The following is a 25070-nucleotide window of genomic DNA, read 5'->3' on the forward strand; positions in this document are numbered from 1 at the left end:
TTCCGAGAGATAAAAAAACCTGCCGCAGCAGGTTTTTTTATCAGAACATACCGGCAGGCGGTACATCTTTGAAGGTTTTGCAATATTGTTCGAACATGCTCTTCAGGATTTTGCGCAACTTCATGGAGTGACTCCGTTATTTTGTTATGCAGGTGTTACTATCGATGGGGCTATAATATGACTTGCGTCACATAAATCAATAGAAATTTGCTACAAATCACATTTTTATTACAAGTATAATTTAAAAAATAAACAAAATGAGGAAGGTACGCGTAACGCGTCTGGGGCGTACTTCGCGGCTAACCTCACCTTGCTATGGCAGACACAATGAGTACAGATATCTCTTCCCGGGAAGACCGCGCCTTCTCGGCTCCGGCGTTGCTGGTCGCCGGGGCCTTTTTCATGGAGTTTCTCGACGGTACGGTGATCGCCACCGCGTTACCGGATATGGCGAAGGATTTTGGCGTCGCGGCGGTTGACCTCAATATCGGTATCAGCGCCTACCTGATTACGCTGGCGGTACTGATCCCGGCCAGCGGCTGGATTGCCGATCGCTTTGGCGCCCGAAAAATCTTCACCCTCGCGCTGGCAATATTTACGCTGGCCTCGGTCTTTTGCGGCTTCTCTACCAACGTCGACAGCTTTGTCGCCATGCGCGTTCTTCAGGGCATGGGCGGCGCGCTGATGGTTCCGGTTGGCCGACTGGCGGTGCTGCGCACCACGCCCAAGGATCAGCTGATCAAAGCGATTGCCACCCTGACCTGGCCCGCGCTGGTTGCCCCGATCATCGGCCCGCCGCTGGGCGGCTTTATCACCAGCTATGCCAGCTGGCACTGGATATTCTTTATCAATGTTCCCCTCGGATTGATCGCTATCGCGCTGTCGCTGCGCATTATCCCGAACATCCGGGAAGAGGAACGGCGTCCCTTCGACCTTCCCGGTTTCCTGGCGACCTCGGTAGCGATGGTCAGCCTGGTGAGCGCGATGGAGCTGCTCGGCGATACTCAGCCTCAAGGCTGGGCCACCCTCGCCCTGCTGGGATTGGGGATCGCCTGTATGCTGTTTTCACTGCGCCATTTTCGCCGCGCGGCCTGGCCGATGGTGCGCCTGGACGCGCTGCAGATCCCTACCTTCCGGGTTACGATGTATGGCGGGTCGCTGTTCCGCGCCTCAATCAGCGCCGTCCCCTTCCTGCTGCCGTTGCTGTTTCAGGTTGGTTTTGGCATGGATCCCTTCCACTCCGGGCTGCTGGTGCTGGCGGTGTTTGTCGGCAACTTCACGATTAAACCAGCCACTACGCCGCTGATTCGCTGGCTGGGCTTTCGTCGTTTGCTGCTGATCAACGGCGCGTTAAACGTGCTGTCGTTGCTGGCCTGCGCGTTCTTAACTCCAGAAACGCCGGTATGGTTGATTTGCCTGATTCTGTACCTCGGCGGCGTATTTCGTTCGATCCAGTTCACCGGCGTCAGTACGCTGGCCTTCGCCGATGTGCCGTCGCCACAGATGAGCTACGCCAACACCCTGTTCAGTACCGCTTCGCAGCTGGCCGTCGGTCTAGGGATCACCCTTGGCGCCATCGGGATCCGCATCGGGGAAAAAGCCAGCGAGTGGTTGAACCTGACCAGCGTGCCGGGAGTGAGCTTCCGCCTCTCTTTCGTGTTTATTGCGCTGATTTGTCTGGTGGGAATGGTGGATAGCCTGCGCCTGACCAAAGATGCCGGCAGCAGCGTGTCGAAGAAACAGAAGAGATAAAACAGAAAGGGCCAGCAGCAGCTGGCCCTCTTTATACTCGAGTAAACGCGATTAGCCGACGATCTGACGCACGAAGGCTTCGATCTCTTTGTCCTGGCAGTTTTCAAAGAAGCACTGCTGGAAGCGTGGGCCGGAAACCGCCGTTTTGACCAGTTCCGGGTCGATAGCGCGCAGGGTGTCCAGATAGTTCTCTTTAACCACGGCCGCTTTAACGGTGTTCAGAATGCCGGCGTTGCGAACCTGCGGCTCTTTACGCTCCGGCGGGTAGCCTTCGCCTTTACGGCCAGTGAAGGCTTTTTCAAAGATAAAGCGTACGTTCAGCTCCGCGCCCCAGCCAAAACCTTTGGCGAAAGGCAGAGACAGCGCATTACCGTTATTGATCTGAGCAAACAGGAAGGCATCAGCAGGATCAATACAGTAGCCGCAGACAACACCCGGGTGGATGTTCAGAGACATCAGCGCGCCCTGTCCGGTACCACAACCGGTGACAACGAAGTCCACCGCTTTCGAGTTCAACAGAATGCTGGCCATGATGCCCAGGTGGATATAGGTCAGATGATGGTCCTGCTCATCGCTCATCCCGACGTTGTATACCGGGAAACCTTTTTCATCAGCAACGGCGTTTAACTCGTTGAGGATGGTAGCGTTTTTGCTGGCCTGGCTGTTTTCCATCATCAATGCGATTTTCATGCTTTACTCTCCTGAATGCTGCGCGGGTACTCCCGCAGTAGTTCGTTAGCGTTGTGAAAGACTCTACTACTTAACAAACGCACTTTCAAATTTTATGAAAAGTTGTTTTATAAATTACGTAGTGCTTCACATTTTTGCCTTCTTGTTGCCGCTAACGCCCCGCGCTTCTACGAGGGCTCTCGCAGGATACAGAAGCGAATACACCCACACACTCTGGCGGTGAATGGCGTATCACTTGCACTTTATTATTGCTAATAGCAGGTAATTAAAATATTAAACCAAAACCATTCTCATTTATTATTAAATTGCCAATGCGTTTTATTCCCATTATCATTTTTAATAAATACATTTTTTAATTTACTTTTTGCAAATAAATTAATAACAAATTATAGTAACCCCACAATAATCTTTAGCCTTTATTTTCGGAGCACACGCTATGCTGAAAACAGAAATGATCGATAAACTGAATGAGCAGATGAACCTCGAGCTTTATTCTTCTCTGCTGTATCAGCAAATGAGCGCATGGTGCAGCTACCACAGCTTTGAAGGTGCGGCCGCCTTCCTACGTCGTCATGCCCAGGAAGAGATGACCCACATGCAGCGCCTGTTTGATTACCTGACCGACACCGGCAGCCTGCCTTGCATCAACACCATTGCTTCACCGTTTGCCGAGTACGCGTCGCTGGACGATCTGTTCCGTGTCACCTACGAACACGAGCAGCTGATTACGCAGAAAATTAATGAGCTGGCCCACGCGGCGATGACCAATCAGGATTATCCGACCTTTAATTTCCTGCAGTGGTATGTTGCTGAGCAGCACGAAGAAGAGAAATTATTTAAATCCGTTATTGATAAGCTTACCCTCGCCGGCAAAAGCGGCGAAGGTCTGTACTTTATTGATAAAGAACTGGCTACGCTCGACACCCAGAATTAATTATTACGGCGGCGAGGCAGTGCTTCGCCGCCCTGTTAATGACGGCAGATTTTACTTTCCCGGGTATTAAATCCCGACTCTTCAGCAATAAATTTCCCTTTTTTCTGCAGAAAAGCCACCAGCTCCGCCGCGCTTAAATTTTGTGCCGAACAGGTATGAAAACGGGCATCGGCGCCAAAACGCGCGCTAATTGCCGCTTCAAGACTGTCGGTAGTGTAATGCTCCCCTGAAGCAAGCATCATCTGCAGCACTTCATGACCATGAATCGATGACATAACGCCTCCTGTAAAACGCACAGCATAGCCGGGCCAACCGGTGAACATGTTGCGCCAGCGCAGTCTTCGGGCAATCAGCCGGTCGTGTAAACCTATAATTACAGGCACTGTAACCCTCATTTGACGAACGTGCCAATTTCACATACTCTGCGCGACATATTTTATTGCTTATTCCTTCATGGATAGAGAAAAACGTGAAGAACCGCACTCTTGGTAGTATTTTAATCGTCGCCGGAACCACCATCGGCGCAGGGATGTTGGCAATGCCGCTGGCTTCAGCGGGCGTGGGTTTTGGGGTCACATTCTGCCTGCTGATCGCGCTGTGGGCGTTGATGTGTTACACCGCGTTGCTGCTGCTGGAAGTCTATCAGCACGTACCGGCAGATATGGGGCTCGGGTCGCTGGCCGCGCGTTATCTCGGTCGTTACGGTCAGTGGGTGACCGGTCTGTGCATGTTGTTCCTGATGTATGCGCTCACCGCTGCCTATATTAGCGGCGCGGGCGAGCTGCTGGCATCCAGCCTCAACCAATGGCTGGGCTGGACGCTTCCTCCGGCGGGTGGCGTACTGCTGTTTACCGCCGTGGGTGGCGCGATTGTCTGCCTTGGCACCTCGTTGGTCGATCTGTTTAACCGCTTTCTGTTCAGCGCCAAGATTATTTTCCTCGCCATTATGCTGGCGCTGCTGTTACCGCATATTCACCAGATCAATCTGCTGACCTTACCGCTCCAGCAGGGCCTTGCGCTGTCAGCGATACCGGTGATTTTCACCTCTTTTGGTTTTCACGGCAGCGTGCCGAGCATCGTCAGCTATCTCAACGGCGATATTCGTAAGCTGCGCCGGGTCTTTATCATCGGTAGTTTTATCCCGCTGGTGGCCTATATTTTCTGGCAGCTGGCGACGCTCGGCAGCATTGATTCCCCTGCCTTTACGGCGCTGCTGGCGAAGAATGCCGGCCTGAACGGGCTGTTAGAAGCGGTGCGTGAAGTGGTTGCTTCGCCGCACGTCGAGCTGGCGGTACATCTGTTTGCTGATCTGGCCCTGGCGACGTCATTCCTCGGCGTGGCGCTCGGTCTGTTTGATTACCTGGCGGATCTGTTCCAGCGTAAAAACACCCCCGCCGGTCGTCTGCAAAGCGGCGCATTGACCTTCCTGCCGCCGTTGGCCTTTGCCTTGTTCTATCCGCGTGGGTTTGTGATGGCGTTAGGCTATGCCGGCGTCGCGCTGGCGGTGCTGGCGCTGATACTGCCGTCGCTGCTGGTGATGAAGAGCCGTCAGCAGCATCCGCAGGCCGCCTGGCGGGTCGCCGGAGGCGGGCTGGCGCTGTGGTTAGTGCTGTTTTGTGGTGTCGCGGTGATCGCGATTCAGTTCAGCATCGTCGCGGGGTTGCTCCCGGCGGTGGGATAAAAAAAGGGGCCAGATGGCCCCTTTTTTATTTAGCTAAGCAGCACTGCTTATATTTTTTACCGCTGCCGCACGGGCACGGGTCATTCCGCCCGATTTTTGCCTCATTTCTGATAGGCTGCGCCACCACTTCTGGCTCGGCATGTTCTGTCCAGTAGTGATACAGAGAGAGCGCTGCCGGGGTAATATTGTCAACGCTGGCAATAAACTCATCGACAGAGAGCCCTTCAACCGCCGTAAACTGCGCTTCTGTGCCGTGCAGGGCAATGCTGTCCAGCGCCGCCTGCTGCTCTTCTGGCAATGCAGACCAGTCACCAAGTCCCACGCCGCGCATATAACCGAAGCACCACTCCTCAACGATGGTCAGCTCCTGCCCTTCCTCTTCACGAGTACCGAACAGCGGTTCGAACTGGTCAGGATACTCTTCAAGGCGCTCGGCAATATCGCTCATATGCTGCAGAGTGAGGTTTACAAAATGGTCACGCTCGCGGTCGTTTGCCCAGCGCGGCACGTTGTCTGCGCCGCCCCAGATAGCCAGCAGCCACTGCGCCGGTTCAATCTCTTTCGGGCCGGAGAGAATGGCCGTCAGCAGGCCGTCAAGCTCTGAGACATCAAGGATGGCGCCATCGGTGGCGTATTTCGACAGGATATCGTCCAGCCATTCAAGTTCGCTTTCGTTCAGGGGTCCGGTTTTCATCAACAGGCTCGTCATGGTAGAAAATGGCGCATACAGTAGCGGAAATGCCGGGAGAAAACTACCCGGCAGCGGGTTCAGTCAGGGTGATTAAATGCCTTTCATGCTGCTGGCGCTATTTTAACGTCGTTTGCTAACGCGGGGCCGCAGATAATGGAGCATCACTCGCATGTTTTGTGGGGCAGCCGCGAGAAAAGGACAAAAACAAAAAAACCACCCGTAGGTGGTTTCACGACACTGCTTATCATTGATTTTATTCGTTTTATCCCAATGGTACCCGGAACGAGACTTGAACTCGTACAGCCTATGGCCGAGGGATTTTAAATCCCTTGTGTCTACCGATTCCACCATCCGGGCTCGGGATGTAAATTGGAGGCGCGTTCCGGAGTCGAACCGGACTAGACGGATTTGCAATCCGCTACATAACCGCTTTGCTAACGCGCCTTTAAATCTGAACACCCGCAATTGCCGATGTTTTAAACCTGGAGCGGGAAACGAGACTCGAACTCGCGACCCCGACCTTGGCAAGGTCGTGCTCTACCAACTGAGCTATTCCCGCAATATCAAGCTAATTTGCTAATCACTTGATTTTGTTATCGTCTGGCAAGCTGTGCTGCCGTTCGATGCGATGCATTCTACTTACCTGGCGAAATGAGTCAACGATATTTTTTAAATCATTGTGTCGTTTGCTGAAAATTACGCCGAAACGATCACTGATCAAGCAAATCTCCGCGCGCAGCGTTTAAATACTGCAGCATAGACCACAGCGTCAGCACCGCCGCCACCAGAAACAGCCCAATACCGGCCCACTCTACCCACATATTTGGCCGCCACAGCATCCACACCAATGCCGTCATCTGCGCGGTGGTTTTCACTTTGCCGATCCAGGAAACGGCCACGCTGCTGCGTTTGCCCAGTTCCGCCATCCACTCACGCAGTGCAGAAATAATAATTTCCCGCGCGATCATCGTGGCCGCCGGCAAGGTCACCCACCAGGTGTGGTAATGCTCAACCACCAGCACCATCGCAATCGCCACCATCACTTTGTCAGCAACCGGATCGAGGAAAGCGCCGAAACGCGTACTCTGATTCCAACGACGCGCCAGGAAACCGTCAAACCAGTCGGTCACTGCCGCCACGAAAAAGATCAGTGCGCAGGCAAACGGCGCCCAGGCAAAGGGGAGATAAAACGCCAGCACGAAGAACGGAATCAGGACGACGCGAAACAGAGTCAGCAATGTAGGGATATTAAATTGCATAGTAACGGGTAACTATTTGTTAGAAGTAAAAATTAGCCCTATGTTGCTACAGAGCCCCTAATGTTTCAACGAGTAGAAGATCTTTTCTGCCAGACCGTGAGATATACCCGGTACTTTAGCAATTTCCTCAACGCTTGCTTGCTGCAACCCCTGCAGACCCCCCATGTACTTCAGTAGCATCTGGCGGCGTTTTGGTCCCACGCCTTCGATCGTCTCCAGCGAACTGGTGCTTTTCACTTTTGCCCGTTTTTTACGGTGTCCGGCAATAGCGTGGTCGTGCGATTCATCGCGAATATGTTGAATGACGTGCAACGCCGGTGAATCAGGCGGCAGGTTAAAGCCCTCCCCCTCTGGTTCGAAGAATAGCGTTTCCAGCCCGGCTTTACGATCGCTACCTTTTGCTACACCTAATAATAGAGGATGATGCTTGTCCCACGGCACCTCCAGCTCAGCAAACACGCTCTTCGCCTGTCCAAGCTGACCTTTACCGCCATCGATCAGGATAACATCCGGGATCTTGCCCTCTTCTATCGCTTTGCCATAGCGCCGGCGTAGTACCTGGTTCATCGCGGCATAATCATCGCCCGGGGTGATCCCGGTGATATTGTAGCGCCGATACTCCGCACGCAGCGGCCCGTTGCTATCGAACACCACGCAAGAGGCCACCGTCTGCTCTCCCATGGTATGGCTGATATCAAAACATTCCATGCGCTTCACCTCCGGAAGCTTGAGCACGCTGGCTAGCGCCTGCAGACGTTGATGGATCGTCGACTGTTGTGACAGTTTGGTGGTCAGCGCCGTGGCGGCGTTCGTGCGTGCCAGCTTCAGATAGCGGGCCCGATCGCCGCGCGGTTTGGTCTGAACGTTGACCCGACGCCCTGCCAGTTCGGAGAGAGAATCTGCCAGCAGCGTTTTATCGCCCAGCGCAAAGTCGAGCAGAATCTCCCCTGGCAAGGTCCGCATCTGGCTGCCTTGCAGGTAAAACTGCCCGACAAACGTTTCCACGACTTCGCCAAGCTCGGTCCCGCCGGGCACCTTAGGAAAATAGCTCCGGCTGCCCAGCACTTTGCCCTGGCGAATAAACAGCACGTGGACGCAGGCCATGCCGGCTTCAAAGGCGACGCCGATAACGTCGAGGTCGTCACCGGTGTTAGAGACAAACTGTTTCTCGGTGACCCGTCGCACGGCCTGAATCTGATCGCGAATGCGCGCGGCTTCTTCAAAAGCCAGCGACTGGCTGGCTTTTTCCATCCGGGCAATCAGTTGCGTGAGTACCTGATCGTCTTTCCCCGCAAGGAACAGCCGCACATAGTCAACCTGCTGGGCGTACTCCTCTTCACTGACCAGTCCTGCGACGCAGGGGCCGAGGCAGCGGCCAATCTGATACTGCAGACAGGGACGCGACCGGTTGCGGTAGACGCTGTTCTCACACTGGCGGACAGGGAAAATTTTTTGCAGCAGCGCAAGGGTTTCACGCACCGCGTAGCCATTCGGGAAAGGACCGAAATATTCACCCCGGGCGTGTTTCGCGCCACGGTGCATCGCCAGACGAGGATGGGTATCGCCACTGAGGAATATAAAAGGATAGGATTTATCATCGCGCAGCAGCACGTTATAGCGCGGCTGATAGAGCTTAATGTAGTTGTGCTCTAGCAGCAGGGCTTCCGTTTCCGTATGGGTTACGGTGACGTCGATTTGCGCGATCAGCGCGACCAATGCCTCGGTTTTACGCGAAGCCAGGTTGCTCCGAAAATAGCTGCTCAGCCGTTTTTTCAGATCTTTTGCTTTGCCAACATAAATGACGGTGCCGCCAGCATCATACATGCGGTAGACACCCGGCTGGCTGGTGACCGTCTTCAGGAAAGCTTTTGCGTCAAAAACATCACTCACTGACTTGCTAACGACTCCGCATTGCACAGGCCATGGCGAATTGCCAGGTGGGTCAGCTCGACGTCGCCATGGATGTTTAATTTACTGAACATCCGATAACGATAGCTGTTGACGGTTTTAGGACTCAGATTTAGCTGCTCTGAAATCTCATTCACCTTCTGACCTTTAGTGATCATCAGCATAATCTGCAATTCACGTTCAGACAAACTGGCAAACGGTGATTCCGTTTTTTCCGGCTCAATCTGACTAAGTGCCATTTGCTGTGCGATATCAGATGCGATATAGCGCTGACCGGAGGCGACACAACGAATGGCATTCACCACTTCCTGTGGCGCAGCACCTTTGCTGAGGTAGCCTGCAGCACCAGCCTGCATCACTTTCGCTGGCAGCGGATTTTCAGTATGCACGGTGAGCATAATGACTTTGGTATCCACGATGGAACGCGCAATTTTACGCGTGGCTTCGAGACCACCAATCCCCGGCATGTTCATGTCCATCAGGACAACATCCACGGAGTTGGCGCGGCACCATTTTACGGCATCCTCGCCGCAACTCGCTTCACCGACAACCTTAATCCCTTTTATATCTTCCAGAATGCGTCGTATCCCTGCGCGCACTAGCTCGTGGTCATCAACAAGAAGGACGTTGATCAAAGGAATAATCTCCAGAATTAGGGACAACGCGACAGAAAACTTATCGCATACATATTACCGGGTTTTATCGCCACTTTAAAAGCCAAAAGAATGCCCGACAGAAAGTTTCTTAACCTGGTCTGTCAATTTGTTTGCACAGCGACTGGAAACTTATACATAACAGTAAGTTGTATTACGCTTCAATTTTAACATTTGCCCTACAAAAACGACGGTCAGGTCACGTCTGAGGCATCTGAAAAATAGGATGTAAAATATGTAACAATAATTAACGGTGAAAAAGCCTTACGTAGTAATTAAGGCTTTTTTTGCGAAAGAATACGTATTATTCAGTCAATTAAATGCGCTAACAGCTCTGATGAGAGAACAGATATTACCCACTCCTTTTTTTTCCGCCGCTTGTGGTATACTGCGCCGCCTTAACAGTAAGTATTGCGCAAATGCGCCGATAGCAAACGAGGATATCGATGAGCACTCCAGATTTTTCCACTGCAGAAAATAATCAAGAACTGGCACAGGAAGTGACCTGCCTGAAAACGCTGCTGACGCTGATGCTCCAGGCAATGGGCCAGGCCGATGCTGGTCGTGTGATTATTAAAATGGAAAAACAGATCACGCAGATGGAAGACGAGGCTCAGGCTGCCGTATTCTCCAGCACCGTTAAGCAAATTAAACAAGCTTACCGCCAGTAAAAACAAACCGGCTGTGAGTCTCACTGACAGCCGGTCCCCCACGTCTGACACGCAGAACATCCTACGGGCTCAAATTAAACCAGTCGCCACTGCATAGCAGGCGATTTGTGTTTTATTTGGTGCGTTGAATTTGCGCTGCATATTCTTTTGATGAAAATTAACGGTGTTTTCCGAGATCGAGAGAATAATCGCCACTTCTGCGGATGTTTTCCCTTCCGCGGTCCATTTCAATATTTCCAGTTCACGCCGACTAAACTTCATTTCCGGCGGCATCACCATCGCATCTTCCAGACGTAATAGCGTCAGCAGACTGAGTTCGATCAGCATCCTCAGGCGCATCTCTTGTTCATCGTCAGGATACGGTCCTGCACCACGCTGCTGGCCTGAAACAGACAGGAATCCCTGGGCGTGATTCGGCAAAGTCAGACACTGCGTAACCCCTTTCAACAAACCGTGATCGCGCGCGCCGTTCCACAACTCCGGCGTTTCCCGAAAGAGGCTGTCGTTCCACGGCAGGTGACCACGCAGGAAATTCTCAGCGCGCAGAACCGGGTCAATCGCGAAGAAATTCTCAGCCTGGTAGTGCGACATCCACGCCTGTGGGTAGGTTGATTGCAGCGTAATTCTCGGCCGTGTAAAAGGCACGGGATGACGTACGCATAGCGCAAAATAGTCATATTCCAGGCCTTCAGTTTGTTGCTGCAGGAGATTATAAACCTCTTCTCCACACGAGAATGACTGGAATTGTTGCAGCATTTCCCGCCGCCAGCTGAAAAAATCATTGTCCCTCATAACCGAGCAAATAACCCCTAAGTAATAATCATTATTAGAAATACAGAAAACTAACACATAAATCTTATTTCTATGTATAAAATATCGTATACATCGCACTTATTAGATCGTTAGCGAGATAATCCAGCAGTTACAGGAGAAGAGTATGTCGCCTCCGCCTTCACAATCGACGATATATTCCCGACGCCGGCACGCCTTTAGTCGCCGCACCGTCCCTGAAACCTCCGGCGCGTCGCCCTCCTGCTTTACCGTCACCGATGTTGCCGCAGCCTCGCGGGCCAGGTTCGGTGCGGACGTCTTGCGGATCGGTTCGCCAGTGCGGAGGTAAAATCGCCAATTGGTAAGCGGTGCTTAATTGATTTGCTGGATGCCCTGAGGATTAGCCAGGCAGGTGCGGGCAACAGAGAGTCGGATACAGAGATGGCCAGCGGCATTGCCGCCGCCGGTCAAGGCTGATTCCAGGCTGGTGATGATTACTGCATCAGGAATTTTTCAAGGAACTGACGGGTACGCGGCTGCTGAGGATTGGCAAACAGCGCTTTTGCCGGGCCCTGCTCGATGATGCGCCCCTGGTCCATAAAGATGGCGCGGTCGGCCACATCACGGGCGAAGCTCATTTCATGGGTCACGATGACCATCGTGCGCTTCTCCTGTGCCAGCTGGCGGATAGTGTTCAACACCTCACCCACCAGCTCCGGATCCAGCGCGGAGGTCGGTTCATCGAAGAGGATCACGTCCGGGCGCATCGCCAGCGCACGGGCAATCGCTACGCGCTGCTGCTGTCCGCCGGAGAGACGACGCGGGTAGCTGTTTTCTTTACCCGTCAGCCCGACTTTGGCCAGCAGGTCCCGGGCACGTTCAATCGATTCGTTTTTATCCTCACCTTTGACGATAACCGGCCCTTCGATGATGTTCTCCAGCACCGTGCGGTGTGGAAACAGATTGAAGTTCTGGAACACAAAACCGACATGCTGACGTAAGCGGCGAATCAGCCCTTTCTGCTGGCTGAGGCTGCGCGCGGTATCAATTGTGACATCCCCCACGCGAATGGTTCCGCTTTCCGGCTGTTCCAGCAGGTTAATGCTGCGCAGCAACGTCGTTTTACCGGAACCGCTGGGGCCAATAATGGCCACCACTTCCCCTTCCTGCACATTGAGGTCAATACCGTGCAGCACCGTCTGGCCATGGAATTTTTTCACCAGGTTTTTGACGTCAATGGCACTCATTTTGGATCACGCTCCTGGCGGTTGAGCTGGTTTTCAAAGTAGTTTTGCAGCGAAGACAATACCGTCGCCATCACCCAGTAAATCAGCGATGCGGCAAGATACATGGTGAACACTTCCAGCGTACGCGAGGTAATCAGCTGCGCCTGACGGAACAGCTCAGGTACCTGAATGGTCGCCGCCAGCGAAGTATCCTTCACCAGGCTGATAAAACTGTTGGAGAGCGGCGGCAGGGCCACCCGCGCGGCCTGCGGCAAAATGGCCCGACGCAGCGTTTGCCACGGAGTCATGCCGATACTGGCCGCGGCTTCCCACTGCCCTTTGTCGATAGAGGCGATCGCCGCACGCAGCGTTTCTGCCGCGTAGGCCGCGGTATTCAGCGACAGGCCAATCATCGCGGCCGGGATCGGATCCAGCTCAATACCAAACTGCGGCAGACCGTAGTAGATCATAAACAGCTGCGCGATCAGCGGGGTGCCGCGAAAAATAGAGATATACATCCTCGCCAGCCATTTCACCGGCCACAGCGTCGACATGCGCATTAACGCGAGGATAAAGCCGAGTATCAGGCCAAAAATCATGCCGCCGATACTGAGCTGTAAAGTAAATACCGCGCCCTTTAACAGAAACGGCGCGGAATCGATAACCAGTTGGATACTCTCTTGCATTCTGTATGTTCTGCTTTAGATATGGGGATGATAGGCGAACAACGCCGGCGCTCCGCCAGTGTGAATAAATAAGATGGGTCCTTCATCCTTAAAGCGTTTCTGATTAATCCCATCAATCAGGCCTGCCATCGCTTTGCCGGTATAAACAGGATCCAACAGAATACCTTCCAGCTGCGCCAGCAGCCGCACGGCTTCCATACCTTCATCATTCGGCGTGCCGTAACCAGGGGCGAAATAGTCGTCCCAGAGCTGAATGCCCGCTTTGGCCTGTAGCTCAAGGCTGTTGGCCACCGCCTGCTGCAGCGCGACCACTTTCGGCAACTGGTCCGCGACCTTGCGGGACACCGTTACCCCAATCAGCTCGGCGTCGGGCATCAGTTGTTCGAGGCCTACCGCAAGACCGGCATGAGTCCCCGCGCTGCCGGAGGCAACGACCACGGATGAGATCTCGACGGCCCCTTCGCACTGCTGAGCAATTTCCAGCGCGCTTTCCACATACCCCAACGCCCCAAGCGCATTAGAGCCCCCCACCGGGATCACATACGGGCGATAGCCCTGTGCTTCGATGCGGGTCGCTAACTCTTCCAGTTGCGCATTCGGATCGGTTAGCGCATCGCACATCTCGACCTGGGTGTTAAACAGATCCAGCAGCAGACGGTTGCCGTTGGTCAGATAGTTCTCCGCGCGGGTGCCGATTGGGTTTTCCAGCAACGCCACACAGTGCAGGCCCAGCTTCGCTGCCACCGCGGCGGTTTGACGCACGTGGTTCGACTGAATCGCACCAGCGGTGATTAGCGTATCGGCGCCTTCACGCAGCGCATCTGCCGCCAGAAACTCCAGCTTACGCAGTTTGTTACCCCCCATGGCGAGCGGGGTTACGTCGTCACGTTTGATAAAAATTTCGCGCCCCAGATGGTCTGACAAGCGCGGCAGATATTCCAGCGGCGTCGGTGCGCCGATCAGTTCCAGGCGCGGGAAGCGCGTTAAATTTTGCAGTGACATGGTACCTCCAGACTCAGTTATCTTTATTATGCACGTACTGGCGGACGAAATAAAAAAAGGCGCTATCAGAAGCGCCTTTTTTCACCACTGACCGTTATTGTGTCACGTCAGCGCCAAACCATTTTTCCGACAGCGCTTTCAGGCTGCCATCTTTCTGCATCTCTGCAATCGCGCCATCAACCGCTTTCAGCAGGTCTTCATTGCCTTTACGCAGCGCCACGCCAGATTCCTGACGGGAGAACGCCTCGCCGGTGACCGCGAGGGTGTTGCCGGTTTTCTTCACCAGATCCAGCGCCGCCAGGCGGTCAACCAGAATCGCATCGATACGTCCTACGCGCAGATCCTGGTATTTCGTCGGGTCATCATCATAAGTACGAATATCTACGCCCTGCACGTTCTGGCGCAGCCACTCTTCATAGTTAGTGCCCAGACCAACGCCGACTTTTTTACCTTTCAGGTCAGCCGCGGTTTTGATAATGCCTTCGTTGCCCTTTTTCACCAGCGCCTGAATACCGGAGACGGTATACGGGGTAGAGAAGTCATACTTTTTCTTACGCTGGTCGGAAATCGTCACCTGGTTAATGACCACATCGATACGTTTAGAATCGAGGGAAGCCAGCATACCGTCCCATTTGGTCGGTTTCAGGTCAGCCTTCACCCCGAGATGTTTTGCCAGCTCATTGGCAAATTCAACTTCGAACCCGGTCAGTTTACCGTCGTCGCCCTGATAGCTGAATGGCGGATAGGTCCCTTCCAGGCCAACACGCAGCGTACCGCGATCTTTTATCTGCCCCAGCAGATTTTCTGCCGCGAAAGTTTTGCTGCTGACGCCTGCCATCAAGACTACGGCCATGGCGCCCATCAGCGCCTGACGACCCAGAAGTGCTAATTTCATAGATACCCCTAACAGTGATATTTTCCTGTAGTGTAAGGCGTTTAGCAGCACGCACCAACACCTATACGCTACATCTTATTCCGAATTATTATAACCGTTGCCATTTAGGACATAGCGAAAACTCGCGAAAATTCATCGGATTTGCTGGAGATATCTCATACTGCAAAGGTCAGCTTGATGACGTCTGGAGCACGGAAGATGAAAAACCCCACGTTGTTGCAGTGCTTTCACTGGTATTACCCCACCGGCGGTGAGCTGTGGCGCGAGGTCGAAGCCCTGGCACCGAACCTCAACGAGATTGGTATTAACATGATTTGGCTGCCGCCGGCCTATAAAGGCGCCTCTGGCGGCTACTCCGTCGGCTATGACAGTTACGATCTGTTCGATCTGGGTGAGTTCGACCAAAAAGGATCCGTGGCGACCAAATATGGCGATAAAGCCCAGCTGCTGGCCGCCATCGCGGCGCTGCGACAGCATGATATCGCCGTACTGCTTGATGTGGTGCTCAACCACAAAATGGGGGCGGATGAGAAACAGCAGATCCGGGTACAGCGCGTGGACGAACAGGATCGTACCCAGATTGCTGATGACGTTGTCGAATGTGAGGCCTGGACGCGCTACACCTTCCCTGTCCGGGGCGGGAAATATTCGCAGTTCATCTGGGATTACACCTGTTTTAGCGGTGTCGATCACATTGAAAATCCCGATGAGGACGGCGTTTTTAAAATCGTCAACGACTATACCGCCGAAGGCTGGAGCGACCAGGTCGATGACGAAATGGGTAATTTTGATTACCTGATGGGCGAGAATATCGACTTTCGTAACCATGCGGTCGCCGAAGAGCTGAAATACTGGGCCCGCTGGGTGATGGCAGAAACCGGCTGCGATGGTTTTCGTCTCGATGCGGTGAAGCACATTCCCGCGTGGTTTTACAAAGCGTGGATCGAACACATCCAGGAGGTGGCCACCACCCCGCTGTTTATCGTCGCCGAATACTGGTCGCACGAAGTCGATAAGCTCCAGCAGTACATCGCGATGGTGGACGGCAAAACAATGCTGTTTGACGCCCCGCTACAGATGAAGTTTCACGAAGCTTCCCGCCAGGGGCGCGACTACGATATGAGCCAGATTTTCAGCGGCACGCTGGTCGAAGCCGACCCGTTTCATGCCATCACTCTGGTGACCAATCATGATACCCAGCCGCTGCAGGCGCTTGAGGCACCGGTAGAGCCGTGGTTTAAGCCGCTGGCCTATGCGTTGATCCTGCTGCGTGAGAACGGCGTGCCCTCAGTGTTTTACGCCGACCTGTTCGGCGCCATCTATGAAGATACCGGCGGAGACGGGCAAACGTATCGCATCGAGATGCCGGTTATCGAACAGCTGCACGAGCTGATTGATGCCCGTCAACGCTTTGCCCACGGAGTCCAGACCCTGTGGTTCGATCATCCGAACTGCATTGCATTTAGCCGCAGCGGTACCGAAGACGATCCGGGTTGCGTGGTGGTGCTATCGAACGGCGATGACGGTGAAAAGTTGCTGGAGCTGGGCGAAAATTATGGCAACAAACGCTGGAAAGATTTCCTCGGTAACCGCCAGGAGGTGATTGAAACCGACGAAAACGGCTGCGGCACGTTTATCTGCAACGGCGGTAGCGTCAGCGTCTGGGTGATGGAAGAGGTGTTATAGACGTGAATAACGTGCGGGCTGAAGACCGTACCAGCCCGCCGGTTTTTTAGTGCCCGCTCGGGGTCGCTGTTTGCGCCGCAGTGCGTGCCGCCGTGGCTTTTTTCCACGCCTGCTCACACTCAGTCGTTAAGCGATCGACGCGCACCAGGGTCATGCGGTCGTATTGCAGCGTATTCCCCGAACGTTCGATCGGGTAGATATCCAGCCCGGAGGTGACGTTATAGGTCTGGGCATCACGCTGCATCAATTTACCCGGCGTCGCAATTACTCGCTGCCATTGACGGCAATCGAGGGTATCGCCATTTTTGGTCACAATCAGGCTGGCGATGGCATCCGGGCTCATCATTTCACTCTGCGGGCCTTTTGATTGCCAGTAACCTTCCAGCCCGGCAGGCGCTGGCGCTTTGACCACGTCGTTGTAATTATCAACCTGGACACATCCCGCCAGAGTCAACAGCGCACCAGCAATCACTAACTTTTTCATCATTCATCCCAAAAACCGATAAAAAAGTATTGTGGCATTAAAGCGTTAAGCCCGCCACCCCTGTAGCGGGCCGACATTGACCAGGTAGAGAGCATCACCTGGCCGAAATAGCGGCAATATAACGATCATTATTTGCGCAATTAACATAAGGAAATTCTCAAAATACAACATTCGGCGTATGACAGATATACCTGGAATTGAGAGTATTGCCGTTAATTCCCTCACATAACCGCGGGCTGACTTTACTTTGAGAATATTCCAGGCAAATTATGAGAGATATTGAGAAATAGTTTAGACTATCTGATGGTTCCAACGCTGAACCGGATTTATTACCAGGTAAATGGATTTCATCGCGCTTGTCGGCGAGGGATAAATTATCGTTACGTGTTGAATGAGGATGGGTCATGTCAACGATTATCATGGATTTGTGTAGCTTTACCCGGCTGGGATTATTCGGGTATCTGACAAGCAGGGGGATAAAACGACGCGACATCGCTGAAGAACATAGCGTAACTGGACTGGCAAAACTCTGTGATCAAACCTCTCCAGCGGTGGCATTCCTCAATGAGGATTGCTTTATTCATAAAGCGGAGAGCAACCAGCTTATCCGTCAGGTCATTACCGAGCACCCCGGGACGCTATTTGTTATCTTCATGTCACTGGCAAATATTCACTTTGATCGCTATCTGCTGGTGCGCAAAAATTTACTGGTGTGCTCCAAATCAATCACCCCAAAAGACCTTGATGAAATTCTGGGTAATCGTTTGAAATACGATAATTACAACGCCGCGCGGATAAATATACCCACACTATCGTTAAGTCCTACTGAATCGAATATGCTGCAAATGTGGATGGCCGGTTATGGCACAGAGCAAATATCGACACAGATGAACATTAAGGCCAAGACGGTCTCCTCACATAAGGGAAATATTAAGAGGAAAATCCAGACGCATAATAAACAGGTGATTTATCACATCGTCCGGTTGGCAGAAAACATTACCACGGGACTGTATACCCCCTCTCGTGGAGACCGACATTAAGGCCAGGATAGTGAAATAACTGTGAAATAGCTGGCGGCAGTCACCGCCAGTTTTTGGTTTCCCGGGCTAGTCATCCATCTCAACAAAGATGCCGTCGGCATGCCCTATCTCGTTGAAAAACCAAATCCCTAACGGATAGTCTTCCAGCGATACCAGATACATGGTCCCTTCATTAAACGACTCTATTGCCAGAACAACGCCCGATCGACGTGGGCCACCGTCGGTCTTCACCGTGACACGATCGTTCACCTGCATAGCATATCTCCTCTATTTTTGAGCCAGTGTAGAACAAAATGGCCCACTACGCAGCGCCTCACACGGCGACTGGCGTTTTTATCTGCACCTCCGTAGTCACAGGCTTTCGCGCCTCTCCCTGCACAGCAGGATTTTATGCCTATACTTAAAGAGGCAAGATCACAGCCATGCGAGGTAACCATGATGAAAACCGCCAAAGATGATGAGTATGCAGGGAGTAGTGGGGTAAATGTTGATGCCCTGCTGGCGGCGATTAATGAGATCAGCGAGAGTGAAGTACAGCGCACGCGGGACGACCCCTATCATGTCAGCATTAATGGTCGCAGCGATCACACCTGGCGTGAGTTAGCGGAAGCATTTGAGCTCGATATTCATGACTTTAGCGCCACTGAGGTCAACCGCTAAGCACAGGTGAAAAAAATCCCGACTCGCAGGAGTCGGGATGAAACTTGCTAATGCAAGAAGCACTTGAAATTCGTTACACCGGGATATCCGTTGCGTGGGAAACATTATCCTCAATTATTTTGCATGACAAGCCCTATTCATGAGGAAAATTATTGAGCACTGACATCACCTTGTCATCTTTTTACGCAAGGGCTGATGGCATAAGGCTTCGGCGGCATCGTCTTTTCTTACCCACCTTTTCCCTGCGAAATCTTTTTAAGAAAATCCTTATTTCAATTCAGCTACGCCACCAAACCCGGCACGACGCAATGCGCATTTTCAGAGCGTTTCGGCAAAACAGACCTGATTTCGGCCGTTTTGCTTTGCCAGATACAACCGGTTGTCAGCCACTGACTGCAGGGTTTCAAAATTGTACACTCCCGTTTCGTCGCTGCTACTGACGCCCAGTGAGGCGCTGATCCTCAGGCTGGTATCGTTGCACAGAAGAATTTCACGGCTGTATATGCGCAGACGAATGCGTTCAGCGACGGCCCTTGCGACCTGTGACGTGGTCCCCGGCATCACGATACAAAACTCTTCGCCACCGACGCGCCCGGCCAGGTCACCTTCACGGATGTTGCCCGCAATGGTACTGGCCACCAGCGACAGGACGCGGTCACCGGCCTGATGCCCGTGGAGATCATTCACCTTCTTGAAGAAATCGAGATCGAGCTGGATGACCGAGATCGCCAGTTTCGACTGCTCGCACGTTTTCGCCGCGGCGATGGCCCGGTCGAACAAGGCGCCACGGTTTAACAGCCGGGTTAACGCGTCATGCCAGGCCTGCCACTCCAGTGACTTCTGCAGTACGCTCATATTGCGTACCATCCGCAGGATCACCAGCCAGGAGATGATCAGCATCAACGTGAAAAGCAGCCACATCAGGGTCAGCGCGATGGTAATGGTACCGAAATCGCCGCGTACCCCTTCCTGCAGGGTATGAATACGCAGCAGCACGCCATCAAAGTTGTTGAGTTTTTGCCAACTGATATAGCGCGTTAATAACCGGATACCGCCCCGGTTATCATGCAAAAAAGCGTAGCTCAGCATCGCCTGCTCACGCGGTGAGAGCTGCGCCAGCACATTTCCTTCGTCCGAGGAGACAATCAGGTTCATCTTGCCGTCATACAACTGATACTCCCCTTCCTGCCCGCCTTTGATTGCTCTGACGAGGAACGCTTTCATTTCGCGTACTGAAAAATCCATCGACAGCACGCCGAGCCAGTCGTGCTCGAAATCAAGGGGAATCGAGGCGGTCACCACCGGATTGTCGGTTTGCGTATCCTCATCCAGCACGGTTTGCCAGACGACACCGCGGCCTGGGTTATTGCGCAGCGATTGCCGGGTGAACCACGGGGCGACGATGGCCTTGCTGTACCACTCTTGCGCCAGCGCCAGGCTTTTAGGCGTTTCAGTGGTGGTGAAAAAGCCGCTGCGTGAGATGTAGAGCATACGATCTTTAAAGCCGCGGTTGGTGTTGGCCAGCCGCAGGAGATACCCCAGCTCCAGCGCGGCCATCATCTCATTGCCGGTCTGAGTATCGTTGCGGGATAAGGTACTTTCACTTTCGACAAAGGCGTCGGAAACACCATAGATGGGCAACGTACGGCGGTTATGCAACGCCACAGACCAGATAGGCAGATGCCGTTTGGCCATATACTCTTGCTCAGCATTGCGCAAAATTTCGAAATCTAACGGCGTTTCCAGTGCTGATTGCATGCCGTTGCGAAAGAAAACGATCCGATCGATATTGAACTGCAGCAGGCTGTCCATTTCGTGGCTGACGTTTTCGAGGTTGTTGCGCTGATTAGTGACGTAGGCCCCTTCCAGAACCATCACTTCGCGCCAGATCAACAGCGTAGAGAAGAACAACACGATGACAAAACAATAGTTGACCACATGTCCCGGGTTCGAAACGCGGAGAAGTTTGCTTACCCACAGCGGTTTATCCATCGTTCTCTCGCAGTACAATCAGGGACAGCAACGTCATCAACGCTCCTTGTCGGTCGCTTCAGGAATAAAACAGTAAAACGCCCGACGTATGCCGGGCGCTATGTGCGGTTCAGGTCACGTGATGCTGCCTGCCTTCCCCGCGCACTAACTCATCTTCACGGAATGCCTCGCGCTTTACGCCATAGCCGTCATACCAACGACACTCGACCATTCCATTGGCGAAGCCCGTCACCACCATCCGTGGCCCTCCGTTCTTTCGCCGCACTTCATCACTGACCAATAATACCATTTTTTAGTCCGTCATCTGGGAGAAACAGTTTCACCATAGACGATGCCGGGCATTTTTGCATAATCGCCAGACGATATTACTGCGATCTGTTTTGTAACGCTGTTTTACGCTTACTGCGACGCGGTACGCAGCCCGGAAATCATCTTCACGCCCGCCAGCACCACTCCACCGACGATAAAGCCAAGTACCAGGTTGACCCCCGTAGGCAGCAGCGACGCGATAATCCCGGACTGGCCATGCGCCAGTTGCTCAATCGCATGATGTAACGGCGCAATACCATGCACAATAATCCCGCCGCCGACCAAAAACATCGCCAGTGTACCGACGACAGAGAGCAGCTTCATCAGTCGCGGAGCAACCGCCAGCAGGCCTTTGCCGACCCACTGCGCCGCCGCGCTGCTTTTTTCCACCAGCCAGTAGCCCATATCGTCCAGCTTCACGATAACGCCCACCAGGCCATATACACCCACGGTCACCAGAATGGCAATCCCTGACAGAATCAAAATCTGGTTTAACAGCGGCGCGTCAGCCACAATCCCAAGCGTAATCGCTACAATTTCCGCGGACAGGATAAAGTCGGTGCGTATTGCCCCTTTTACTTTATCGCGTTCAAACGCCAGCGGATCCTGTTCGGCCAATGCTTCCAGACGCTGCTGGCGGGCCTGCGGGTCTTCTTTGTGTTTACGTGACTGCAGGCTGTGCAGCACTTTCTCGACCCCTTCGTAGCACAGGAATGCGCCGCCCAACATCAGTAACGGCGTGATCGCCCACGGAATAAAGGCGCTGATCAATAATGCCAGCGGCACCAGGATGATTTTGTTCAGGAACGAACCTTTTGCCACTCCCCAGACAACGGGTAATTCGCGGTTGGCTCGCACACCGCTCACCTGCTGAGCATTGAGGGAGAGATCGTCGCCCAGCACCCCGGCGGTTTTCTTCGCCGCGAGTTTTCCCATCACCGAGATATCGTCAAGCAAGGTGGCAATATCATCCAACAGCGTTAAAAGACTACTTCCTGCCAAAATTACATTCCTTCATTTATTGATAGTGAACAACGTCATCCCTTTGGCTGTCATTCAATCTGCAGCCGCCACGATGAGATGCCTTGTCAGCATAGAGTATGAGTGAAAAGTGCTTTTTCGCCCAGAGGGTAAAATAGTCAATATAAATTTAACAACTTACCTACAATTAAACTTCTCGCCAGCACGATAGTTTTCACGTTTACTATATGCCTCCTTTCTTTCTCAGTACCGCCGTGAGGACGTATGTCTACCCGCCAGCTTTTGCCGCTCATCGGGGCGCTGTTTGCGCTTTATATTATTTGGGGATCTACCTACTTTGCCATTGCCATTGGCGTCGCCAGTTGGCCTCCGCTGATGATGGCCAGCATCCGTTTCCTCTCTGCCGGTGCGGTGCTGCTCGCCTACCTGCTGGCAACGGGCCACAAGCTTCCCCCGCTCAAACCGCTACTCAATGCCGCCGCGATCGGCATTCTGCTGCTGGCAGTGGGCAATGGTTTTGTGACCCTGGCCGAACACCAGCATGTACCTTCAGGTATCGCGGCGGTGATGGTCGCGACCGTGCCGCTTTTCACCCTCTGCTTTAGCCATTTCTTTGGTATCGCCACCCGCAAGATTGAGTGGCTGGGGATCGCGATCGGTCTGGCGGGCATCATTCTGCTTAATAGCGGCGGCAATCTGAGCGGCAACCCGTGGGGCGCCCTGCTGATCCTGATTGGCTCGATGAGCTGGGCGTTCGGCTCCGTTTACGGATCACGCATTGAGCTGCCGACGGGCATGATGGCTGGCGCCATTGAAATGCTTGCCGCCGGGCTGGTGCTGGCAATCGCCTCATGGCTGTCAGGTGAAACCCTGACTCAAATGCCATCGTGGTCCGGAATTTTAGCCGTGGCCTATCTGGCGATTTTTGGCTCGCTTATCGCCATCAATGCCTATATGTACTTAATTCGCAACGTCACCCCTGCCGTGGCGACCAGTTACGCCTACGTTAACCCGGTGGTGGCGGTCCTGCTGGGAACCGGTTTTGCCGGGGAAAATCTGTCGCCGGTGGAGTGGCTGGCGCTGGGGATCATTATTTTTGCCGTGGTGCTGGTCACGCTGGGGAAATACCTGTTACCCGCCAAACGTGAAGTCACGCCTTGTGAGGCGCCGAAGTAGGCCCCTGGCCGGTAATGCCGTGAGTATCGATCTGCGCGTGGCACCCGCCACCGCAGATCCACTCCTCGAGGCGTTCAATCAACGCCTCACCGCTCAACTTACGCCGCCCGCGCAATGCGCACTCCCAGACGATCAGCACCCGCCATCCTTGCGCCTGCAACAGCGCCATATCACGGTGATCCCGCGCGACGTTCTTGCCAATTTTATCCAGCCAGAATTCCGTACGCGTTGCCGGTACTTTAAACAGATAGCAGTCATGGTGATGCCAGAAACAGCCGTGGGTAAATATCACGCAGCGATACGCTTCGACTACAAAATCCGGGCGACCGGGCAACGCGGCATCCTGCACGGTAAAGGTAAACCCGGCCTGCGCGAGTAGCGCCGCAAGCCGCTTTTCAATCGCCGTATCGCGCTGGCCGATGGCGCGCATATTTTTGCTACGCGTGGCTTTATCGTGAACGTCCAGCGTCATCTTCCTCAGCGTTGCGCAGCGCCACAGCGCGGGCAATGCGCGGCGCCAGCAGTTTCGCCACCGCGGCAAACACCGGCACCACTACCGAGTTACCAAACTGGCGATAGGCCTGGGTATCGGAAACAGGAATGCGGAAGCGATACCCCTGAGGCATTTCAAACCCCATCAAGCGTGCACACTCCCGCGGGGTTAAGCGACGGGGGCGACGCTGCTGGTTTTGCGGATCGTCGAAATGCTTTTCACCCAACGCGCGGTCCCAGCCACGATCGACCAGAATCTCGGCGCCATCTTTGTAGTAACGGGCAGACAGCGTCCGCGCCACGCTGTGCGGGTTTTGCGGGTCGACTAAGCCGTAGCCAAACCCGTTGCCCAGCGCCTGATGCTTACGCGCATAGTTATAGAGATACTTCCAGAGCACCGGCGTCAGGATAAATTTGGCATCGACCGTGGGCTCCAGCAGCTCGCCAAAGGTCGGGCGCGCCGAAGGATACTGAGTGGCGATATCGCGAAGGGTGAATCCATCGTGCAGCTGCAGATCACGGCGAAAACCAACCAGCACAATTCGTTCGCGATGCTGAGGCAAGAAATGGCGACCATCGATCACCTTCGGATCGTCCGGGCCGCTGTGCCCGGCATCGGAGACGGCATAGCCCAGCTCATCCAGCGTCTGCATGATGATACGGAAGGTCCGCCCTTGATCGTGGCTTTTCAGGTTTTTGACGTTCTCGAGGACAAAAATCGGCGGCTTGCGGGCGGCAATGATTCTGACGACATCAAAAAACAGCGTCCCCTGGGTTTCACAGGCGAATCCGTGGGCTCGACCGAGGGCGTTTTTTTTCGAGACGCCGGCCAGTGAGAAGGGCTGGCAGGGAAACCCCGCCAGCAAGACGTCGTGTTGCGGAATAACGTCGCGAATATGCTGCGCGGCGTCATCGTCACTGACGTCCAGCCGATGGCTCTGCGTGATATCGCGAATATCGTCATTGAAACGATGCTGCTGCGGATCGCAATACCAGTTGGCTTTGTAGGTCCGTACCGCATGTTTGTTCCACTCGCTGGTGAAAACACACTGCCCGCGGATGGACTCAAAGCCGCTACGGATACCGCCAATCCCGGCAAAGAGATCGACGAAACGAAAGGCATAGTCAGGATGGTGGGCCGGCGGCGACGGCAGCATCGTCGACAGATGTGCGTACTCTTTCGCGGTTATCCGACCGGCCGCTCGCTCAACCGTCGCAACGCGTTTTAAGATTGCCGGGCTCCAGTGCCTGTCGCCGACGGCCAGCAGATGCGCCACCAGCGTTTTGACATCATAGACAGCCATCAGTCGGCGTAACAGCGCCTGCGCGGCCTCCCCGGAATGTTCGAGAGGCACGGCGAGGCTCTCTTCCTTAGATAAATTTTGCGGCATAACCTCAACCAACCCGGACATTTTTGCAGAGATTACCACA

Annotated in this window: 27 protein-coding genes, 3 tRNA genes and 1 pseudogene; 9 read left to right on the forward strand and 22 right to left on the reverse strand. The window is 53.7% G+C overall.

What is annotated here, in order from left to right:
• Positions 1-40: 40 nt before the first annotated feature.
• A complete protein-coding gene (azuC, locus tag EDF82_RS07645; protein ID WP_015583995.1) occupies positions 41-124 on the reverse strand; it encodes a stress response protein AzuC in 84 nt (27 codons plus the stop codon).
• A 203-nt stretch (positions 125-327) separates the two neighbouring features.
• On the opposite strand from azuC, the gene EDF82_RS07650 reads away from it, so the two are divergent.
• Entirely contained in the window at positions 328-1752 is a 1425-nt protein-coding gene (locus tag EDF82_RS07650; RefSeq protein ID WP_123754935.1) for an MFS transporter, read from the forward strand.
• A 51-nt stretch (positions 1753-1803) separates the two neighbouring features.
• Here the strand turns inward: EDF82_RS07650 and EDF82_RS07655 are convergent, their stop codons facing one another.
• The gene (locus tag EDF82_RS07655) at positions 1804-2442 is read right to left on the reverse strand and encodes an RpiB/LacA/LacB family sugar-phosphate isomerase (protein ID WP_123754936.1); all 639 of its coding nucleotides are present in this window, start codon (positions 2440-2442) and stop codon (positions 1804-1806) included.
• A 269-nt stretch (positions 2443-2711) separates the two neighbouring features.
• Between EDF82_RS07655 and EDF82_RS25415 the strand changes: the two are divergent.
• Both EDF82_RS25415 and ftnA read left to right on the forward strand, forming a co-directional pair.
• A pseudogene (locus tag EDF82_RS25415) lies at positions 2712-2814 on the forward strand (hypothetical protein); the annotation flags it as partial.
• Positions 2815-2878: 64 nt separating this feature from the next.
• Entirely contained in the window at positions 2879-3376 is a 498-nt protein-coding gene (gene ftnA / locus EDF82_RS07660) for a non-heme ferritin (protein WP_123754937.1), read from the forward strand.
• Between the two features lie 35 nt (positions 3377-3411).
• Here the strand turns inward: ftnA and EDF82_RS07665 are convergent, their stop codons facing one another.
• Entirely contained in the window at positions 3412-3651 is a 240-nt protein-coding gene (locus EDF82_RS07665; RefSeq protein WP_123754938.1) for a YecH family metal-binding protein, read from the reverse strand.
• A 194-nt stretch (positions 3652-3845) separates the two neighbouring features.
• Between EDF82_RS07665 and tyrP the strand changes: the two genes are divergently transcribed.
• Positions 3846-5057, forward strand: a complete 1212-nt coding sequence (gene tyrP / locus EDF82_RS07670) for a tyrosine transporter TyrP (protein WP_123754939.1) — start codon at positions 3846-3848, stop codon at positions 5055-5057.
• A 25-nt stretch (positions 5058-5082) separates the two neighbouring features.
• Here tyrP and EDF82_RS07675 read toward each other — a convergent pair whose 3' ends face one another.
• The 7 genes from EDF82_RS07675 to uvrY all read right to left on the reverse strand — a co-directional run bounded on the left by EDF82_RS07675 (position 5083) and on the right by uvrY (position 9550).
• Positions 5083-5751, reverse strand: a complete 669-nt coding sequence (locus EDF82_RS07675; protein WP_123755508.1) for a YecA family protein — start codon at positions 5749-5751, stop codon at positions 5083-5085.
• A 268-nt stretch (positions 5752-6019) separates the two neighbouring features.
• A tRNA-Leu gene (locus EDF82_RS07680) sits at positions 6020-6105 on the reverse strand.
• 13 nt (positions 6106-6118) lie between these two features.
• Positions 6119-6192, reverse strand: a tRNA-Cys gene (locus EDF82_RS07685).
• Between the two features lie 39 nt (positions 6193-6231).
• Positions 6232-6307: transfer RNA gene (locus EDF82_RS07690), tRNA-Gly, on the reverse strand.
• Positions 6308-6458: 151 nt separating this feature from the next.
• Positions 6459-7007 (reverse strand): CDP-diacylglycerol--glycerol-3-phosphate 3-phosphatidyltransferase, encoded by a 549-nt coding sequence (gene pgsA, locus EDF82_RS07695; RefSeq protein ID WP_123754940.1) that lies wholly within the window; start codon positions 7005-7007, stop codon positions 6459-6461.
• 57 nt (positions 7008-7064) lie between these two features.
• Positions 7065-8897 carry an excinuclease ABC subunit UvrC gene (gene uvrC, locus EDF82_RS07700; RefSeq protein WP_123754941.1) on the reverse strand — a complete coding sequence of 611 codons (1833 nt, stop codon included), beginning with the start codon at positions 8895-8897 and terminating at the stop codon, positions 7065-7067.
• Positions 8894-9550: a UvrY/SirA/GacA family response regulator transcription factor gene (gene uvrY, locus EDF82_RS07705; protein ID WP_123754942.1), complete on the reverse strand. Its 657-nt coding sequence runs from the start codon at positions 9548-9550 to the stop codon at positions 8894-8896. The genes uvrC and uvrY overlap by 4 nt, the downstream gene beginning before the upstream one ends.
• A gap of 464 nt (positions 9551-10014) precedes the next feature.
• Between uvrY and EDF82_RS07710 the strand changes: the two genes are divergently transcribed.
• Positions 10015-10239 (forward strand): DUF2594 family protein, encoded by a 225-nt coding sequence (locus EDF82_RS07710; protein WP_004864152.1) that lies wholly within the window; start codon positions 10015-10017, stop codon positions 10237-10239.
• Between the two features lie 69 nt (positions 10240-10308).
• Here EDF82_RS07710 and sdiA read toward each other — a convergent pair whose 3' ends face one another.
• The 5 genes from sdiA to tcyJ all read right to left on the reverse strand — a co-directional run bounded on the left by sdiA (position 10309) and on the right by tcyJ (position 14819).
• Positions 10309-11031: a transcriptional regulator SdiA gene (gene sdiA, locus EDF82_RS07715; RefSeq protein WP_123754943.1), complete on the reverse strand. Its 723-nt coding sequence runs from the start codon at positions 11029-11031 to the stop codon at positions 10309-10311.
• 473 nt (positions 11032-11504) lie between these two features.
• Positions 11505-12257, reverse strand: coding sequence for an L-cystine ABC transporter ATP-binding protein TcyN (gene tcyN / locus EDF82_RS07720; protein WP_123754944.1), 753 nt, complete (start codon positions 12255-12257; stop codon positions 11505-11507).
• The gene (tcyL, locus tag EDF82_RS07725) at positions 12254-12922 is read right to left on the reverse strand and encodes a cystine ABC transporter permease (RefSeq protein ID WP_123754945.1); all 669 of its coding nucleotides are present in this window, start codon (positions 12920-12922) and stop codon (positions 12254-12256) included. The genes tcyN and tcyL overlap by 4 nt, the downstream gene beginning before the upstream one ends.
• Before the next feature lie 15 nt (positions 12923-12937).
• Complete coding sequence (gene dcyD / locus EDF82_RS07730) at positions 12938-13924, reverse strand: D-cysteine desulfhydrase (protein WP_123754946.1); 987 nt, start codon at positions 13922-13924, stop codon at positions 12938-12940.
• A gap of 94 nt (positions 13925-14018) precedes the next feature.
• Positions 14019-14819 (reverse strand): cystine ABC transporter substrate-binding protein, encoded by an 801-nt coding sequence (gene tcyJ / locus EDF82_RS07735; RefSeq protein WP_123754947.1) that lies wholly within the window; start codon positions 14817-14819, stop codon positions 14019-14021.
• 198 nt (positions 14820-15017) lie between these two features.
• On the opposite strand from tcyJ, the gene amyA reads away from it, so the two are divergent.
• Complete coding sequence (amyA, locus tag EDF82_RS07740; RefSeq protein ID WP_123754948.1) at positions 15018-16505, forward strand: alpha-amylase; 1488 nt, start codon at positions 15018-15020, stop codon at positions 16503-16505.
• A gap of 46 nt (positions 16506-16551) precedes the next feature.
• On the opposite strand, the gene yedD is transcribed toward amyA, so the two are convergent.
• Positions 16552-16992, reverse strand: a complete 441-nt coding sequence (yedD, locus tag EDF82_RS07745) for a lipoprotein YedD (protein WP_174508003.1) — start codon at positions 16990-16992, stop codon at positions 16552-16554.
• Between the two features lie 401 nt (positions 16993-17393).
• Here yedD and rcsA point away from each other — a divergent pair, with 401 nt between their 5' ends.
• A complete protein-coding gene (gene rcsA, locus EDF82_RS07750) occupies positions 17394-18029 on the forward strand; it encodes a transcriptional regulator RcsA (protein WP_123754950.1) in 636 nt (211 codons plus the stop codon).
• 66 nt (positions 18030-18095) lie between these two features.
• Here the strand turns inward: rcsA and dsrB are convergent, their stop codons facing one another.
• Positions 18096-18284 carry a protein DsrB gene (gene dsrB, locus EDF82_RS07755; protein WP_123754951.1) on the reverse strand — a complete coding sequence of 63 codons (189 nt, stop codon included), beginning with the start codon at positions 18282-18284 and terminating at the stop codon, positions 18096-18098.
• A gap of 183 nt (positions 18285-18467) precedes the next feature.
• On the opposite strand from dsrB, the gene yodD reads away from it, so the two are divergent.
• Positions 18468-18689, forward strand: a complete 222-nt coding sequence (yodD, locus tag EDF82_RS07760) for a YodD family peroxide/acid resistance protein (protein WP_148060391.1) — start codon at positions 18468-18470, stop codon at positions 18687-18689.
• Positions 18690-19007: 318 nt separating this feature from the next.
• Here yodD and dgcQ read toward each other — a convergent pair whose 3' ends face one another.
• The 3 genes from dgcQ to EDF82_RS07775 form a co-directional block, all read right to left on the reverse strand.
• Positions 19008-20681 (reverse strand): cellulose biosynthesis regulator diguanylate cyclase DgcQ, encoded by a 1674-nt coding sequence (dgcQ, locus tag EDF82_RS07765; RefSeq protein WP_123754953.1) that lies wholly within the window; start codon positions 20679-20681, stop codon positions 19008-19010.
• A 109-nt stretch (positions 20682-20790) separates the two neighbouring features.
• A complete protein-coding gene (locus tag EDF82_RS07770; protein ID WP_123754954.1) occupies positions 20791-20970 on the reverse strand; it encodes a YodC family protein in 180 nt (59 codons plus the stop codon).
• A 110-nt stretch (positions 20971-21080) separates the two neighbouring features.
• Complete coding sequence (locus tag EDF82_RS07775) at positions 21081-21992, reverse strand: DUF808 domain-containing protein (protein ID WP_123754955.1); 912 nt, start codon at positions 21990-21992, stop codon at positions 21081-21083.
• A 243-nt stretch (positions 21993-22235) separates the two neighbouring features.
• Here EDF82_RS07775 and yedA point away from each other — a divergent pair, with 243 nt between their 5' ends.
• Positions 22236-23147 carry a drug/metabolite exporter YedA gene (gene yedA / locus EDF82_RS07780; RefSeq protein ID WP_123754956.1) on the forward strand — a complete coding sequence of 304 codons (912 nt, stop codon included), beginning with the start codon at positions 22236-22238 and terminating at the stop codon, positions 23145-23147.
• Here yedA and EDF82_RS07785 read toward each other — a convergent pair.
• On the reverse strand, positions 23122-23619 hold the full coding sequence (locus tag EDF82_RS07785) for a very short patch repair endonuclease (RefSeq protein ID WP_123754957.1): 498 nt from the start codon (positions 23617-23619) through the stop codon (positions 23122-23124). The genes yedA and EDF82_RS07785 overlap by 26 nt on opposite strands.
• On the reverse strand, positions 23597-25030 hold the full coding sequence (locus tag EDF82_RS07790; RefSeq protein ID WP_123755509.1) for a DNA cytosine methyltransferase: 1434 nt from the start codon (positions 25028-25030) through the stop codon (positions 23597-23599). Before EDF82_RS07790 ends, EDF82_RS07785 begins: the two co-directional genes overlap by 23 nt.
• Positions 25031-25070: the final 40 nt, after the last annotated feature.

Origin of the sequence: Klebsiella sp. BIGb0399 (assembly GCF_003752615.1) — a bacterium.
GTDB classification, from domain to species: Bacteria; Pseudomonadota; Gammaproteobacteria; order Enterobacterales; family Enterobacteriaceae; genus Klebsiella; species Klebsiella lignicola.